At 55.3% G+C, this 16,465-nt stretch carries 16 protein-coding genes and 1 tRNA gene; 3 read left to right on the top strand and 14 right to left on the bottom strand.

What is annotated here, in order from left to right:
• Positions 1 to 41 precede the first annotated feature (41 nt).
• The 14 genes from lpxA to Q3O12_RS06385 all read right to left on the bottom strand — a co-directional run bounded on the left by lpxA (position 42) and on the right by Q3O12_RS06385 (position 13,576).
• Complete coding sequence (gene lpxA / locus Q3O12_RS06320) at positions 42 to 818, bottom strand: acyl-ACP--UDP-N-acetylglucosamine O-acyltransferase (RefSeq protein WP_301669758.1); 777 nt, start codon at positions 816 to 818, stop codon at positions 42 to 44.
• Between the two features lie 67 nt (positions 819 to 885).
• A complete protein-coding gene (gene fabZ, locus Q3O12_RS06325) occupies positions 886 to 1,335 on the bottom strand; it encodes a 3-hydroxyacyl-ACP dehydratase FabZ (protein ID WP_003675936.1) in 450 nt (149 codons plus the stop codon).
• Between the two features lie 33 nt (positions 1,336 to 1,368).
• Positions 1,369 to 2,412: a UDP-3-O-(3-hydroxymyristoyl)glucosamine N-acyltransferase gene (lpxD, locus tag Q3O12_RS06330; RefSeq protein WP_301669759.1), complete on the bottom strand. Its 1,044-nt coding sequence runs from the start codon at positions 2,410 to 2,412 to the stop codon at positions 1,369 to 1,371.
• A gap of 32 nt (positions 2,413 to 2,444) precedes the next feature.
• Complete coding sequence (locus Q3O12_RS06335; RefSeq protein ID WP_124212451.1) at positions 2,445 to 2,945, bottom strand: OmpH/Skp family outer membrane protein; 501 nt, start codon at positions 2,943 to 2,945, stop codon at positions 2,445 to 2,447.
• Between the two features lie 65 nt (positions 2,946 to 3,010).
• The gene (gene bamA / locus Q3O12_RS06340) at positions 3,011 to 5,389 is read right to left on the bottom strand and encodes an outer membrane protein assembly factor BamA (protein ID WP_301669760.1); all 2,379 of its coding nucleotides are present in this window, start codon (positions 5,387 to 5,389) and stop codon (positions 3,011 to 3,013) included.
• A gap of 56 nt (positions 5,390 to 5,445) precedes the next feature.
• Positions 5,446 to 6,786 (bottom strand): RIP metalloprotease RseP, encoded by a 1,341-nt coding sequence (gene rseP, locus Q3O12_RS06345; RefSeq protein WP_301669761.1) that lies wholly within the window; start codon positions 6,784 to 6,786, stop codon positions 5,446 to 5,448.
• A gap of 34 nt (positions 6,787 to 6,820) precedes the next feature.
• The gene (gene ispC / locus Q3O12_RS06350) at positions 6,821 to 8,056 is read right to left on the bottom strand and encodes a 1-deoxy-D-xylulose-5-phosphate reductoisomerase (RefSeq protein ID WP_301669762.1); all 1,236 of its coding nucleotides are present in this window, start codon (positions 8,054 to 8,056) and stop codon (positions 6,821 to 6,823) included.
• Positions 8,057 to 8,060: 4 nt separating this feature from the next.
• A complete protein-coding gene (locus Q3O12_RS06355) occupies positions 8,061 to 8,858 on the bottom strand; it encodes a phosphatidate cytidylyltransferase (protein WP_096108442.1) in 798 nt (265 codons plus the stop codon).
• Position 8,859: 1 nt separating this feature from the next.
• Positions 8,860 to 9,606: an undecaprenyl pyrophosphate synthase gene (uppS, locus tag Q3O12_RS06360; protein ID WP_301669763.1), complete on the bottom strand. Its 747-nt coding sequence runs from the start codon at positions 9,604 to 9,606 to the stop codon at positions 8,860 to 8,862.
• Between the two features lie 55 nt (positions 9,607 to 9,661).
• Positions 9,662 to 10,219, bottom strand: coding sequence for a ribosome recycling factor (frr, locus tag Q3O12_RS06365; protein ID WP_301669764.1), 558 nt, complete (start codon positions 10,217 to 10,219; stop codon positions 9,662 to 9,664).
• Positions 10,220 to 10,361: 142 nt separating this feature from the next.
• Positions 10,362 to 11,354: a DNA cytosine methyltransferase gene (locus tag Q3O12_RS06370; RefSeq protein WP_003707220.1), complete on the bottom strand. Its 993-nt coding sequence runs from the start codon at positions 11,352 to 11,354 to the stop codon at positions 10,362 to 10,364.
• A gap of 4 nt (positions 11,355 to 11,358) precedes the next feature.
• Entirely contained in the window at positions 11,359 to 12,195 is an 837-nt protein-coding gene (locus Q3O12_RS06375; RefSeq protein ID WP_036475228.1) for an NgoPII family restriction endonuclease, read from the bottom strand.
• A gap of 108 nt (positions 12,196 to 12,303) precedes the next feature.
• A complete protein-coding gene (locus tag Q3O12_RS06380) occupies positions 12,304 to 13,431 on the bottom strand; it encodes an FUSC family protein (RefSeq protein ID WP_003713223.1) in 1,128 nt (375 codons plus the stop codon).
• Positions 13,432 to 13,500: 69 nt separating this feature from the next.
• Positions 13,501 to 13,576: transfer RNA gene (locus Q3O12_RS06385), tRNA-Thr, on the bottom strand.
• Positions 13,577 to 13,834: 258 nt separating this feature from the next.
• Between Q3O12_RS06385 and Q3O12_RS06390 the strand changes: the two genes are divergently transcribed.
• From Q3O12_RS06390 to Q3O12_RS06400, 3 genes are all read left to right on the top strand, one after another.
• Entirely contained in the window at positions 13,835 to 14,320 is a 486-nt protein-coding gene (locus Q3O12_RS06390; protein WP_301669765.1) for a hypothetical protein, read from the top strand.
• Between the two features lie 94 nt (positions 14,321 to 14,414).
• On the top strand, positions 14,415 to 15,038 hold the full coding sequence (rsmG, locus tag Q3O12_RS06395; protein WP_301669766.1) for a 16S rRNA (guanine(527)-N(7))-methyltransferase RsmG: 624 nt from the start codon (positions 14,415 to 14,417) through the stop codon (positions 15,036 to 15,038).
• A 98-nt stretch (positions 15,039 to 15,136) separates the two neighbouring features.
• Positions 15,137 to 15,910: a ParA family protein gene (locus tag Q3O12_RS06400; RefSeq protein ID WP_118809370.1), complete on the top strand. Its 774-nt coding sequence runs from the start codon at positions 15,137 to 15,139 to the stop codon at positions 15,908 to 15,910.
• Positions 15,911 to 16,465: the final 555 nt, after the last annotated feature.

The following is a 16,465-nucleotide window of genomic DNA, read 5'->3' on the forward strand; positions in this document are numbered from 1 at the left end:
AAACGCTTTTGGAGGTTTCAGACGGCATCGAAAGGATGCGGTCAGCGGATGATGCCGCGCGTCGATTGTGCGAAAAAGTCTCGGAATACGGCAAGCTCGGCTTGGGTTTCGGCGCGGCGGAGAATGTCCGCCTTGGCCTCTTCAAACGGAATGCCGCGATGGTAGAGGGTTTTGTACACGTCTTTGACGGCGGAAATCTGCTCTGCGGTAAAACCGTTGCGGCGCATGCCTTCGCTGTTGAGCCCCGCCGGTTCGGCGCGGTAGCCCGATGCCATAAAATAGGGCGGTACGTCTTTGTGTACGCCTGCGGCGAAGGCGGTCATGGCGTAGTCGCCGATGCGGCAGAATTGGAAAACCAGCGTGTAGCCGCCCAAAACGACGTAGTCGCCGACGGTAACGTGTCCGGCAAGCGAGGCGTTGTTGGCGAAGATGGTGTGGTTGCCGATGACGCAGTCGTGCGCGAGGTGGCAGTACGCCATAATCCAGTTGCCGTCGCCGACGCGGGTTTCGCCGATGCCGGTTACCGTGCCTAAATTGAAGGTGGTGAATTCGCGGATGGTGTTGCCGTTGCCGATAATCAGCTTGGTCGGCTCGTCGCGGTATTTTTTGTCCTGCGGGATTTCGCCGAGGCTGGCAAATTGGAAAATGCGGTTGTTTTCGCCGATGGTGGTATGACCGTTGATGACGGCGTGCGGGCCGATTTCGGTATTCGCGCCGATTTGGACGTTGGGGCCGATGACGGTGTATGCGCCGACTTTGACGCCGGAGTCGAGTTCGGCTTTGGGGTCGATGACGGCGGTCGGGTGGATGAGGGTCATGTTTTGTTCCTTCGGGTGGGTATGCCGTCTGAAGGCCTGTGAGGATGTTCAGACGGCATCATGTGCATCAAACCACGCGTTTGGCGCACATAATCACGGCTTCGACGGCGACTTGCCCGTCCACTTTGGCAACGGCGTTGAATTTGCCGATGCCGCGCCGGCTGGTCAGCAGCTCGACTTCAAAGACGAGTTGGTCGCCGGGGATGACTTGGCGTTTGAAACGGGCTTCGTCTATGCCGGCGAAGAAGAAGAATTCGTTTTCCTTGCGCCCGCCTTCGCTCAAAATCGCCAACGTGCCGCACGCTTGCGCCATGGCTTCGATAATCAGCACGCCGGGCATCACGGGCAGGTCGGGGAAGTGGCCTTGGAACTGCGGCTCGTTCATGGTGACGTTTTTAATCGCGGTCAGGGTTTTCATCGGCTCGAAGGCGGTAATGCGGTCGAGTTGGAGAAACGGGTAGCGGTGGGGGATGAGTTTTTGGATGTCTTTGGCTTCGATGGGGAGTTGAACGTCCATGTTTTTGTGTTCCTTGGAAAAATCGGTTTGGATTTATTGCGTGTCTTTGCCGTCTGAAAGCTGCTGTTCCAGCGTTTTGAGGCGTTTGTTCATTTCGCTTAAGCGGTGGATGTAAACGGCGTTGCGCGCCCATTCTTTATGGGTGGACATCGGGAAGATGCCGGCGAGGTGTTTGCCGCTTTCGGTAATGCTGTGGGTGACGGACGTGCCGCCGCCGATGGTGGTTTTGTCGGCGATTTCGATGTGTCCGACCGTGCCGACGCCGCCGCCGATGATGCAGTAGCTGCCTATGGTTACGCTGCCTGAGATGCCGGTTTTGGCGGCGATGACGGTGTGCGAACCGATTTTGCAGTTGTGTCCGATTTGGACTTGGTTGTCGATTTTGGTGCCGTTGCCGACGGTGGTGTCGCTCATCGCACCGCGGTCGATGTTGGTGTTCGAGCCGATTTCTACGTCGTCGCCCAGCGTTACCGCGCCGGTTTGCGGGATTTTGAACCACGAATCGCCGGCGAAGGCGAGTCCGAAACCGTCCGCGCCGATGACCGCGCCGCTGTGGATTTCGACGCGTCTGCCCAGTGTACAGCCGTAATAAACGACGGCGTTGGGATGTAAAACAACTTCATCACCTAAACGGCAATCGTGTTGGACGACGGCGTTTGCCAAGATGCGGCAGCCTTCGCCGAGTACGGTGTTCGCGCCGATGTAGGCGTTCGCGCCGATTTCGCAGCTTGCGGGAACGGTGGCACTCGGTTCGACGACGGCGGTCGGATGGATGCCGCCGCGCGCTTTGACGACGGGTGAAAACAGGCGCGCGACTTTGGCGAAATAGAGATAGGGGTCGTCGGCGACAATCAGGTTGCGCCCTTCAAATTCGTCTGCCGCTTTGGCGGAAACGATGACTGCGCCCGCGCTGCTGTCGTGGACTTCGGCTTTGTATTTCGGGTTGGCGAGGAAGCTGATGTGTTCCGCCTGCGCGTCTGCGAGCGGGCGCACGGCGGTAACGGAAATGTCCTCGCCGCGCCATTCGCCGCCGAGCTGCGCGGTGATTTGGGACAGGGTGTAGGTGGCCGGAATCATGGTTTTCCTGTTCGGTATGCCGTCTGAAAGGGTCAGCGGGCGTTCATTTCTTTAATGACGCTGTCGGTAACGTCGTATTGGGTGTTGACGTAAATCACGTCCTGCAAAATGACATCGTAACCTTCCTGTTTGGCGATTTTGACGATAACGCGGTTGGCGTTTTGCTGGAGGGAGGCAAACTCTTCGTTGCGGCGGAGGTTGTAGTCTTCTTCAAACTGCGCCTGTTTTTTGCGGAACGCTGCGACCAGCCCGCGCCATTTTTCTTCGGCTTGCGCCTTTTGTGCGTCTTTGAGTTTGCCTTCGGCAAGCTGCCTTTCCAAATCCAGGCCTTCGCGTTGCAGTTTTTGCAATTCGTCCTGGCGGGCGGAAAATTCGCTGTCCAGCGTTTTTTGAATCTCGCGTGCCTGCTTGGATTCGAGGTAGATGCGTTCGGTGTTGATAAAGCCGATTTTTTGGAAGGTGTCGGCGTGCGCGCCTGCGGTGCAGCACAAACCGATCAGGGTGGCGGCAAACGCGCGGGTCAAACGGGTCATGGTAAAACTCCTTCGGATGTTGCCGCGAAATGCCGTCTGAAGGGCTTCAGACGGCATGTGCGGGATTAGAACGTCGTACCGAGTTGGAATTGGAAGCGTTGGATTTCGTCTTCCGGTTTTTTCTTCAGCGGGTAGGCGTAGCTGAATTTCATCGGGCCCAAAGGCGAGAGCCAAGTAACCGCGCCGCCGGCGGAATAGCGCAGTTCGTTGATAAAGGTGGATTTATGCGCGTTTTCCGGGTAAACCGATTTGTTGTTGCCGCTTTCGGCGGCGGTATAGGTTTTGCCGTCCCATACGCTGCCTGCGTCGGCAAACAGGCTCAGGCGGACGGTGCGTGCGTCTTTCGCACCGGGCATCGGGAAGAGCAGCTCGGCGGAAACGTTGGCTTTTTTGTTGCCGCCGTAGCTGATTTTGTCGCCGTATTCGTCATACACTTTCGGACCGAGCGTGCCGCTTTCGTAGCCGCGCACCGAACCCAGGCCGCCGCCGTAGAAGTTTTCAAAGAAGGGGATTTCTTTGGTTTTGCCGTAGCCGTTGGCATAGCCGGCTTCGCCGCCGAGCATCAGCGTGAAGGTTTTGCTCAGGGGGAAGAACCAGGTTTGGTTGTGGGTGGCGGAGTAGTATTGCAGTTTGCTGCCGGGCAGGGCGATTTCGGCATTAACGCCTGCCAGGTAGCCGCGTGTCGGCCACAGGGCATTGTCGGTTTTGTTGCGTCCCCAGCCGACGGTACCTTTGTACAGCCAGCCTTTGAAGCTGCCGTCTGCGCCGTTGGTTTTGCCGTATTGTTTGATAAAGTCGGCATAGCGTTTGGGTGCTTTGTTGTAGGTGTTGACGGTCAGGTGTTCTGCCGCCAAACCGAAATTCACGCGGTCGTATTCGGTAACGGGGATACCCATCCTTACGCCGCCGCCGGCGGTGGTGGTTTTATATTGTTTCACGCCGGAGGACGATTTGCGCGGGTCGAAGGCTTTTCCGTAAATATCGTAGCCCAGGCTGACCCCGTCTGCCGTGAAGTACGGGTCGGTAAACGACAGTGAGCCGTTAAGCGTGGTTTTGCTCCTGGAGGCGCGCAGGGCGGCCGACTTGCCCGTACCGAACAGGTTGTCTTGGGAAATGCCTGCGGACATGACCAAGCCGGTATCTTGAACCCAACCCGCGCTCAAATCCAAGGAACCGGTGGAACGTTCGGTCAGGCTCATGTTCAAATCGACTTTGTCGGGCGTGTTGGCAAGCGGGACGGCGTCAAACTGGACATTGTCGAAGTAGCCTAAAAGCTCGACGCGCTCTTTGGAGCGTTGCAGCTTGGAAGTGTCGTAAGGCGCAGATTCCATTTGGCGCAATTCGCGGCGCACAACTTCGTCGCGGGTTTTGTTGTTGCCTGTGATATGGATTTCGTTGACGTAGATTTTCCGGCCCGGTTCGATGTGCAGTATGAAGTCTACGGTTTTGGTTTCGGCGTTCGGCAGCGGTTGGACGCTGATTTCGCTGTATGCGTAGCCTGCCGAGCCCATGCGGTTCTGAATCTCACCCAAAACGGCGGTCATCTGCTGACGTTCGTACCATTTGCCGGGTTTCATGGTCAGCAGCTTTTCCAGTTCGGCTTTGGGGACTTCTTTGGTGTCGCCTTCAATGGAGACTTTGCCCCAGCGGAAACGTTCGCCTTCGTGGACGGTAATTTTGATGGTCTGCTTGGTTTTGCCTTCGTTGGTTTGGATGTCGGTATCGAGGATGCGGAAATCGAAGTAGCCGTTGTTCTGGTAGAAGTCGGTTACTTTTTCCATGTCTTGGGCAAATTTCTGCTCGTTGAATTGGTTGCTTCGTGTCAGCCAGGTCCAAATGCCGCCTTCGGTCAGGGACATCTGCCGCATCAGTTTGCGGTCGGAATAGACTTGGTTGCCTTCAAATTCGATGTCGGTGATTTTGGCGGATTTGCCCTCGTCAATCGTGATGTCTATGGAGACACGGTTGCGGGAGAGTTTGGTCACTTTGGGCGTGATTTGGATATTGAGTTTGCCGCGTCCGAGGTATTCTTCTTTCAGTCCGGCGACTGCCTGATTGAGTGTCGCCTGATTAAAGTATTGCGACTGCGCCAGCCCGAACGATTCGAGGTTTTTCTTGATGGCGTCGTTTTGCAGCATTTTTGCGCCGGTGATGTTGAGCGAGCCGATGGTGGGGCGTTCGATGACCGTCAGCAGGAGCTGCCCGTCCGCAGTCTCGACGCGTACGTCGTCAAAGAAACCGGTGGCGTACAGGCTTTTGATGATGGCACTGCCGTGTGTGTCGTTGTAGGTGTCGCCGACTTTGACGGGCAGGTAGTTGAATACGGTACTCGGCTCGGTACGCTGCAAGCCTTCGACGCGGATGTCTTGGATGGTGAAGTCGGCAAGTGCCAAAGGCGATATGCCCAAGACCATCAGTGCGGAAGCAATCTGTTTCAGTTTCATCGTAAGTTCCTTGTGGTGCGGAATGCGGTTTCAGACGGCATTCCGAAACGTAAAATCTAACCGAGCAGCCGGGTAACGTCGTTGAAGAAGGCGACCGCCATCATCAGCATCATGAGGGCAAGCCCGAAGCGCAAACCGATGTTTTGGACGCGTTCGCCCAAAGGTTTGCCGCGTATCCATTCGGCAGTATAAAACACGAGGTGGCCGCCGTCCAAAACGGGGACGGGCAGCAGGTTCAGCACGCCGAGGCTGATGCTGACCAACGCTAAAAATTCCAAATAACTTTGCAAGCCGAGTTCGGCGGACTGTCCGGCAATGTCGGCAATGGTCAGCGGCCCAGAAATATGGCTGACGGAGGCGTTGCCGCTGATTAGTTTGCCGAAAAATTTGAGGGTTGTCCACGAGTGGGAAACGGTTTTTTCCCAGCCCATGCCGAATGCGCGGACAACAGACGGACGGTAGCTGCGGCGGATTTGCGCGTCCCACGCCCTGTCCGGCTGCGGACGGAGGCCGACGCGCCCGATCAGGGTGTGGTCGGACTGTTCGACAGTATCGGGGCGGATGTCGGCGGTATGGGTTTGTCCGGCGCGTTCGTAGGTCAGGGTGATTTTTTTGCCGGGGCTTTGGCGGGTCAGGTTGGCCCATTCCTGCCATGAGGCGATGGGTTTGCCGTCGGCGGCAGTCAGCCTGTCGCCTGTTTTCAAGCCTGCTTTGTCGGCGGGGCTACCTTTTTCTACTCCGCCGATAACGGTAGTGATTTTAAATGGCATCAGGCCGATGTAGCCTTGGTTTTTCGCAATTTTACCTGCTTCTTCCGTGCCTGCGGCGTCGATGGTGCGGACGGTTTGCGCGCCCGATGCCGTCTGAACGCCGACAGCGACTTTGCCGGCTTCGAGGTTGAGGACGATTTCGGTTTGCGCGCTGCCCCAATCTGCAACGGGTGTGCCGTTGACGGATTGTATTTTGTCGCCGCTTTGGAAGCCGGCACGGGCGGCAATGGTGTCGGGTTCGACTGTGCCGACGTAGGGGCGCAGTTCGGTTACGCCGAAGGAAAAGCTCAGGTCGTACAGCAAAACCGCCAGTGCGAGGTTGGTCAGCGGGCCGGCGGCGACGATGGCGATTCGTTTGGCGGGGTGTTGTTTGTCAAAAGCGTAGGGTAAATCGGCTTCTGATACTTCGCCTTCGCGCGTATCGACCATTTTGACGTAGCCGCCCAACGGAATCGGGGCGAGGCACCATTCGGTGTCGCCGCGCTTTCGGGTGAAAAACGGTTTGCCGAAGCCGACGGAAAAACGCAGCACTTTTACGCCGCATAATTTTGCAACGGCGTAGTGTCCGAATTCGTGCAGGCTGACCAAAATCAGGATGGCGAAGATAAAAGCTAGAAGGGTGTGCAAATGGTTTTCCTTTGATAACGGTGTTCAGACGGCATCAGCGCAGTGTGCCGATAAATGCCCGCGCTTGTGCGCGTGTCTGGGCATCTTGCGCCAAGAGCCCCCCTATATCGCCTATGCCGTCTGAAAAGTCTTGTGCAAGACAGTGGGCGACGGTTTTGGCAATGTCGGTAAACTTAATCTGTCCGTCCAAAAAGGCGGCAACGGCGGCTTCGTTGGCGGCGTTCAATACGCAGGGCGCGGCTCCGCCTGCGTTCATGGCTTCATAGGCGAGCTTCAGGCAGGGGAAGCGGTCAAAGTCGGGCTTTTGGAAGGTCAGCGCGGACAATGCGTCGAAATCAAGGTCGCCGACACCCGAATCAATGCGCTCGGGCAAACCCAAACAATACGCGATGGGCGTACGCATATCGGGATTGCCCAGTTGTGCCAGCACGGAGCCGTCGCGGTAGCGCACCATGCTGTGTATCACGGACTGCGGATGGATGACGACTTCGAGCTTGTCAGGCGGACAGTTGAACAGCCAATGCGCTTCAATTAGCTCCAAACCTTTGTTCATCATGGTGGCGGAATCGACGGAGATTTTGCGCCCCATACGCCAATTGGGGTGTTTGACTGCCTGGGCGGGCGTAATGCTGTCGAACGTGTTTAAATCGGCGGTCAGAAACGGACCGCCGGAAGCGGTCAGGATAATCGAACGGATGCCGTGTTCGTTCAGACGGCCTGTGTAATCGCGCGGCAAAACTTGGAAAACGGCGTTGTGTTCGCTGTCGACGGGCAACACTGCCGCGCCGTTTGCGCGCGCCGTTTCCATAAACAGCGCGCCGGAAACCACCAACGTCTCTTTGTTCGCCAGATAAATGGTTTTGCCTTTTTGCGCCGCCGCCAGCGCGGAAGGCAGCCCCGCCGCACCAACGATGGCGCACATGACACCGCTGACTTCGTCAGCAGACGCAACGTCGACCAATGCCTGCGTGCCGTGTAAAACCTGCGTCGCCGTGCCGTCGCGTTTCAACAGGGCTTCAAGCCGGGCGGCGTGTTCCGCATCGGCAACGACGGCATATTCGGGGCGGAACGTCCGGCATTGCGCCGCCAGTTTCTCGACCTGCTTATGCCCCGCCAGCGCGAATACGCGGAATTTCTCGGGGTGGCGGGAGACAACGTCCAGCGTGCTTTCGCCTATGCTGCCGGTACTGCCTAATATGGTCAGGACTTGTGGTGTCATAATGGGGATAACTTCATACCGGATGCCGTCTGAAGCGGTTTCAGACGGCATAGAGTCAATTTAAAACCGACATCATCGCCGCATAGACGCTGATAACGGCAATCAGGCTGTCCACGCGGTCGAACACGCCGCCGTGTCCGGGCAGCAGCTTGCTGCTGTCTTTGATGCCTGCCGCGCGCTTGAGCCAGCTTTCTAAAAGGTCGCCGCATATGCTGACAACGGTCAGCACCAAACCGATTAACACGGTATCGAACCAGCCTGTATCGAATGCCGTCCAGCCGGCACTTCGTACGGCGGTCATGTACACAGCCACGCAAACCGCGCCGCCGATTGCGCCTTCCCAGCTCTTGCCGGGGCTGATTGCCGGTGCGATTTTGTGTTTGCCGAACGCTTTGCCGCTGAAATACGCGAAAACGTCGGCAACCCACACCAAACCCATCACGGCGAGTAGCGGCAGGGCATCATCGGGGTGCGGGCGCAGGGATACGAGCGCGAACCAAAACGGCATAACCAAAAGCCAGCCGACGGTATAAGCCTGCCAACCGCCGTTCAATTTCCATTTGAATCTCAACCACAAAGGCATCACGGCGAGCCAAAACGCCAAAACAACATACCAAACCAAATTGGGCAGCATCCAGCCGCCCGCATAGGCAACCACGCCGAAAACCAAGGTTGCGGCGAGGTAATGGTTGGTTTCGGTTTTGCACAAACCGCTCATACGGGCATATTCCCACAAGGCAATCAGGGCAATCAGTCCGCAAAATGCCGCCCACAGCCATTGCGGCGCGTAAAACAGCATACCCAGCATCAGCGGCAGCAGCCACAGCGCGGTTATTACCCGTTGTTTCAGCATATCAATCCCTTTGCTGTTCGATAGGCAGTTGCTCGGAGGTGCGTCCGAACCGCCGTTCGCGTTTTTGGAACGAGGCGACGGCGGCATTTAAGGCGGTTTCGTCGAAATCGGGCCACAGGATGTCGGTGAAATACAGTTCGGCATACGCCATCTGCCAGAGCAGGAAATTGCTGATGCGTGTTTCGCCGCCGGTGCGGATGAACAAATCCGGCTCGGGCGCATCGCCCAGCATCAGGTATTTTGCCAGCATGTCTTCCGTGATTTCCGATACGCCGTCTGCAAGCAGCCTGTTTGCCGCCTGCAAAATATCCCAGCGGCCGCCGTAATCGGCGGCAATGCTCAGGGTCAGGCCGGTATTGTTTGCCGTCAAGGCTTCTGCTTCTTCGATGCCTTGCAGAATCTGCCGGTTGAAGCGTTCGCGGCTGCCCAATATCTTCAGGCGCATATTGTTTTCGTGCAGGCGGCGCACCTGTTTTTGCAAAGCCTGTAAAAACAGCCCCATCAGGAACGAAACTTCGTCTTCGGGGCGGCGCCAGTTTTCGGTTGAAAAGGCAAATACGGTCAGATATCGCACACCCAGTCCGGCGCAATGCTTCACCATATTTTCCAACGCGTCCAAACCGCGTTTGTGTCCCATTATGCGCGGGAGGAAACGCTTTTTCGCCCAACGGCCGTTGCCGTCCATAATTACGGCGATATGCCTCGGGATGGCGGTGTGTTCCAAAACGACCTGCGTGCTGCTTTTCATGTCTGCCTTTCGCGGTTCGGCGTTCAAATGCCGCCTGAACGCCGGACCGTGCAGGTTAAACCGCCATCAAATCTTCTTCTTTGGCAGTCAGGAGTTTGTCGGCTTCGGCAATGTATTTGTCGGTCAGTTTTTGAACTGCCTCTTCGCCCCGGCGTGCCTCGTCTTCGGAAATTTCTTTGTCTTTGAGGAGTTTTTTGATGTGGTCGTTGGCATCGCGGCGCACGTTGCGGATGGAGACGCGGCCTTCTTCCGCTTCGCCGCGCACGACTTTAATCAGGTCTTTGCGGCGTTCTTCGGTCAGCATCGGCATAGGCACGCGGATCAAATCGCCGACGGATGCCGGGTTCAGCCCCAAGTTTGAATCGCGGATGGCTTTCTCGACCTTCGCCGCCATATTGCCCTCAAACGGTTTCACGCCGATGGTGCGCGCGTCTAAAAGCGTTACGTTGGCAACCTGGCTGACCGGAACCATGCTGCCCCAGTATTCGACTTCCACTTGGTCGAGCAGGCCGGTATGCGCGCGGCCGGTACGCACTTTCGCCAGATTGTCTTTCAGTACTTCGACCGAACGCTGCATCTTGCCTTCGGCTGTTTTTTGAATATCGTTAATCATATTGTTCTTTCGGTGGGATAAGGTGGGCGGGCAGCCGTCTGAAACGCGCTTCAGGCCTTTCAGACGGCATAAAGACCGTTAACCGCGAATAGTACCGTTATTCGGGCATGACGACAAGGCAGATGCCTGTAGGAAGGGTGTTTCACCTTTCCAGGTTTTTTTTAATTGCCGCTGCAATTTCGTAGGCAAGGTTGACGGGGACGGCGTTGCCAATCATTTTGTATGCGTCGTTGACATTTTGATAGATGAATTTGAAGTTGTCGGGAAAGCCTTGGATTCTTGCAACTTCGCGTACCGTCATCCTCCGATACAGTGTTTCTTTGCCGGCGGCAAAACGGTAGTCGTTTGCCCCGTGCTTTTCCATCTTTGGGGCTTGCGGGTGGAGTTGGCACTGCCTGCCTGAAGCTTGGACGGTAAAACCCTGTTCATCCCACGCTTTAACGCGGTTCCGGCTCATAAAAATAGGGGAAAAACTGCCGGTAAAATATTCGTTGTTGTTGACCGCGTCGGGGTTGGTCTTGTTTTGCGGGGCGGAAGGTACGGCTGTGTCCTGCAAATCCCAAATAACGTCCCTCAATGTAATCTTGTCTTTGTCTTCGACCGTCGAACCTTTTGGAAAAGAAAATTGTATTTCCAAGTCTTTACGGAAACCGATGTAGAAGACCCTTTTGCGTTCCTGTGCCACACCGTAGTCTTTGGCGTTGGCCATAGTCAAGGTTACGTCGTATCCGCATTCGTCAAACATTTTCAGCAGGTTTTGTACGGCTTCGTTGTGGCGGTTTGCCAGCATTCCGCTGACGTTTTCCGCCAAAAAGAATTTAGGCTGTTTGCTTTTCAAAATACGGATGTAGTCGAAAAACAACTGTCCGCGCGCATCGTCGATACCGCGCAAAGCTCCCGCTTCAGACCAAGACTGGCAGGGTGGGCCGCCGATAATCCCGTCGATTCCTTCAGGGAAATCTTCTTCTTTAATCTTGCGTATATCGCCTTCTATCAAATGGGTTTTTGGATGGTTTGCCTTGAAGGTTGCCCAAATGGTTTTATCGTATTCGTTGGCGGCGGGGATTTCAAATCCCGCTTTTTCGAAACCCAAATCCAAACCGCCGCAACCGCTAAACAAACTAATGATTTTCATAGGATTATAAGTAGTAGGTGATGAGTTTTGCATTTCTTAATCGCGCCGGGTTGTTGGGGTTTTTAATCTTAATGTCGGAAATGGCCAGTTTGGAATCCTGTATGGCAAGCAGCTTGTCTGTATTGTTAAAACTATTCCATTTGTCTTCGTTGATAATGGCCATGAAATTGAAACTTTTTTCCATATCCCGTTGGTAAATATAGTTGAAGACAAACCATGGATTTTCGATTCCCCACATACCCCGTACTCTCAGATAAGTTATGTTGAGCGGATCAATGCGGTTGACCCTGCCCAGTTCTTTGGTTTCTGCAAACTGTATGCCGCCGATGTTGCTGATTCCGTCTTTAATTTGATTTTTTATTTTCAAATAGCATTCGGCATCGGCGCAGTAGTCAGTTCCGTAAACCATTGCCAAGTGTTTGAGGTTTTTCTTCTTATCAACGACACCGACAATATAGATGATGTCTTTCTCTTCCCATTTTTCTGCATCTTTACATGCTTTTGTAAGCATACTGTCATTAATGGAGAGCTTTGATTTTGGGTGGCTGCTATTCAGTGCCAGTGCGGAATCTTTACTTTCAATTTTCTTAACTTCAATGGCATCCCCGTTTCGCAACATGGCATCAGGCGGGTTGGAGTTGTTGCCCAAATATGAGAATGCTTTTGCGTGTTGAGCTATGCGTTGGGTTTCATTTAGGTTGAAACTGCCGGAAAACAAGTCTTTTACATATTCTTCCAAATCATCACCTGCCTGATTGGCACGATTGTTGCTTTGAGAATGGGATTTGACTCCGACAACAGGGTTGTTAACCAAATTGATGATGGCATCGATAATGTTCATGGTTTTTCCTTGGAGTTTTGCGGCAGATTATAGCAAAACCGTCTGGATATTTATCAGACCGATGCCGTCTGAAGCGGCAGGCGTTTCAGACGGCATCGTGTCCGGCCCTCAACCGTGTTCCCGCGTTTCAAGCAGGCTTTGGCGCAGGTGTTGGCGTTCGTGGGCATCCAGCCATTTGCGGCGGGTGCGTTGCAGCAGGATGACGAGGGCGGAAATTTCCTGACGCATATTGGTGCTGAGCCAGAGGAAGCCCTGCCATTGGTAGTGGAGGTGTTCGGCGAGGGCTTCCAGTTCGGGGTTGATGGCGGTGTCGGTGCGGATGCGGCGGGCGTGCCTGCCGTTGATGAGGGCGACGGTTTGTTGCAGGTCGGTTTGGAGTTGGGTGAAGTGGCGGTCGAGCAGCCGGATTTCGCCGCTGTTGAGTTTCGGGGCTTGCAGCTTGGCGGCGGTGGTCAGGAGCAGCTCGGTGGTGTTGACGATTTTACGGTGGGCGTGCTGCATGGCTTCCATCATGGCGGGGCTGATGCGGCTTTCGCCCGATGTGGCGGCGAGGTGGCTGCGGCTTTTGACCATGCGTGCGTTGATTTGGCGCATTTTAATCATATTCTGCTCCAAACGTTCGCGCGTCATACGTCTGCCGTTGCTGATTTCGGCAATCATTTTGCTGCAGTCGGTCAGGTTGTCGGCAAGCATGAAACGCCACATCAGTGTGGATTTCAGCGGCAGCAGTTTGGCGGCGGCAATGGCGATGGCCGCGCCGATGAGGACGTTCATCGCGCGCATCAGGCCGCTGTCGAGCCAGTGGAGGCCGTTGTCGCCGATGAGCATACACATGGTCAGTCCCGCCAGCATAGGGACGTAGCCGTTTTTGCCGACCGCCGCCCAACCGGCCAGTGCGCTTGCCGTGCCGACGGTGAGGTAGAAGAGGAGGTTGTCGTGGAAATAATGCTGGTTCAGCCATAAAACGCCCAAACCCGCGCCCAGTCCGATGACCGTGCCGAGCATACGTTCCACCGCCTTGGAGTAAATCGCGCCTTGGAACTGGAGCATACCGAGGACGACGAAGACGGTCATACCTATCCATTCGCCGTGTTGGAGGTGGAACAGCCGGGCGAGTGCGGTGGCGGACAGGACGGCCCCGCCGAGCCGGACGGAGTGGATGAGGCGGCGGTAGCGGTAGCGTTCGTAGGAGTTGAGCCAGCGGCCGGAAAGGCGTTTGCGTTGCGAGGAGTTCATATCGGTTGCCGTCTGAAGCGGAAATGTGAAAAAGCACAGGCTTCCCGAGGGAGGGTCTGTGCTTGGTATTGGTGCCGGAGAAGGGAATCGAACCCCCGACCTTCGCGTTACGAATGCGCTGCTCTACCGACTGAGCTACACCGGCGTTTTTCGTTATGATATATATGAACGGTTGTTTGTGCAACTTTTCGGGCGGGCGGCAAGGCAGTGCGCGGTATAGTGGATTAACAAAAACCAGTACAGCGTTGCCTCGCCTTAGCTCAAAGAGAACGATTCTCTAAGGTGCTAAAGCACCAAGTGAATCGGTTCCGTACTATCTGTACTGTCTGCGGCTTCGTCGCCTTGTCCTGATTTTTGTTAATCCACTATATAATTCGGTCTGTTTCGGAAGAGGGGGACGGCGATGTTTGTGAACGAGAAATATCCCTATGCGGCTTTGTTTGCGGGGTTGGTGTTTTTGACGCTGCCGTTTGCGTTGGCGGTGCATGATGCCTTTGCGCTTGCGTTCGGACGGGTAGGGCTGACGGTGTCGGTGTCGGACGGCGGATTCGGCCGGCGTGGCGGTTGGGACGGCACTGTTTGGTTTGTGTTCGGTGTGTTTGCGTTTTTGAACTTGGTTGTGTCGGCGGGCCTGACGAAACTGGCGTACAAAAAGATGATGCGGCGGCATTCGCGTTACGCGCTGTTTCTGTCGGGCGTGGCGGCTTGCGCGGCAGCAGCGGTGGCGTGGATTTTCGAGCTGTTGTTGGGCAGTGAGGCCTTGGGCGGGCTGCGCGGGGAGGCGGTGTCGGAATATGCGTTTGCCGTGTGGCTGGTGGCGATGCTGACACTGCCCAAACGCCTGACGCGCGCGCCGGTGCAGCCTGTGGTGTTTCACAGGAAAAAATAGGACGGAACGGGAATGCCGTCTGAAACCCGATACGCGGTTTCAGACGGTATGTTTTTCCGCTAACATTACGCCTGAATATGGACAGGAAGCATATATGGAACGTAAAGAACGCCTGCGTGCAGGCATTGCCGCGATGGGGCTGGATATTTCGGAAACGGCGCAGGACAAGCTTTTGGCCTATGTGGATTTGTTGAAAAAGTGGAACAAAACCTACAATCTGACCGCCCTGCGCGACGAGGAAAAAATGATTGTCCATCATCTTTTGGACAGCCTGACGCTGCTGCCCCATATCGAAGGCGCACAGACGATGCTGGATGTCGGTTCGGGCGGCGGCCAGCCCGGCATTCCGGCGGCGGTGTGCCGTCCCGATTTGCAGATTACGCTGTTGGATGCGAATACGAAGAAAACGGCTTTTTTACAGCAGGCGGTTATCGAGTTGGGATTGGACAATGTGCGCGTGGTATCAGGACGCGTGGAGGCGGTTTCGGACGTGTGTGCCGATGTGGTTACCAGCCGTGCGTTTGCAGAACTGGCGGACTTTGTGTCGTGGACGGCGCACCTGTTGAAGGACGGCGGCTACTGGGCGGCGATGAAGGGCGTATATCCGCAGGAAGAAATCGACCGCCTGCCGCAGGATGTGTGCGTCGAAAAAGTCCAAAGGCTCGACGTGCCGGGCTTGGACGCGGAACGCCATATCGTCATCCTCCGCAAGCGTTGAGCGCGCTTCAGACGGCATGAATACCTTTTTTGTGCGGATAAAGGTAAAATTCCGCACTGTTTTTCTTTTTTCAACATCAGACGGGACACGGGCGGGATATGAGTGCGAACATCCTTGCCATCGCCAATCAGAAGGGCGGTGTGGGCAAAACGACGACGACGGTAAATTTGGCGGCTTCGCTGGCATCGCGCGGCAAACGCGTGCTGGTGGTCGATTTGGATCCGCAGGGCAATGCGACGACGGGCAGCGGCATCGACAAGGCAAGTTTGCAGTCCGGCGTTTATCAGGTCTTATTGGGCGATGCGGACGTGAAATCGGCGGCGGTACGCAGCAAAGAGGGCGGATACGCTGTGTTGGGCGCGAACCGCGCGCTTGCCGGTGCGGAAATCGAGCTGGTACAGGAAATCGCCCGGGAAGTGCGTTTGAAAAACGCGCTCAAGGCAGTGGCGGAAGATTACGACTTTATCCTGATCGACTGCCCGCCTTCGCTGACGCTGTTGACGCTTAACGGCTTGGTGGCGGCGGGTGGCGTGATTGTGCCGATGTTGTGCGAATATTACGCGCTGGAAGGGATTTCCGATTTGATTGCGACCGTGCGCAAAATCCGTCAGGCGGTCAATCCCGATTTGGACATCACGGGCATCGTGCGTACGATGTACGACAGCCGCAGCAGGCTGGTTGCCGAAGTCAGCGAACAGTTGCGCAGTCATTTCGGGGATTTGCTTTTTGAAACCGTCATCCCGCGCAATATCCGCCTTGCGGAAGCGCCGAGCCACGGTATGCCGGTTATGGCTTATGATGCGCAGGCAAAGGGTACCAAGGCGTATCTTGCCTTGGCGGACGAGCTGGCGGCGAGGGTGTCGGGGAAATAGGTCAATCCAAATCGGGCTGCCCGTGCCTTTATGCTGTTTGGCCGGGTGCGTTAATATGGCGGATTAAAATAAAAATACTTATATCGTCATTTATAGTGGATTAACAAGAACCGGTACGGCGTTGCCTCGCCTCAGCTCAAAGAGAACGATTCTCTAAGGTGCTGAAGCACCAAGTGAATCGGTTCCGTACTATTTGTACTGTCTGCGGCTCGCCGCCTTGTCCTGATTTTTGTTAATCCACTATATCGTCATTCCCGCAAAAACAAAAAAAATCAAAAACAGAAAACTGAAATATCGTCATTCCCGCGCAGGCGGGAATCTAGGTCTGTCGGTACGGAAACTTATCGGGAAAAACGGTTTTTCCAACCCTGAGACTCCGGATTCCTGTTTTCGCGGGAATCCGGTTTTTTGAGTTTCAGCCATTTCCGATGAATTCTTGCAGCTTTGGGTTTCTGGATTCCCGCTTTTGCGGGAATGACGAAATTTCAGTTTTTGATTTTTTGTTTTTGCGGGAATGGCGGCTTGGAAGTTTCCCGAAATTCAAAAAAAAAAAAA

The organism is Neisseria benedictiae (assembly GCF_958267435.1).
GTDB lineage: Bacteria > Pseudomonadota > Gammaproteobacteria > Burkholderiales > Neisseriaceae > Neisseria > Neisseria bergeri.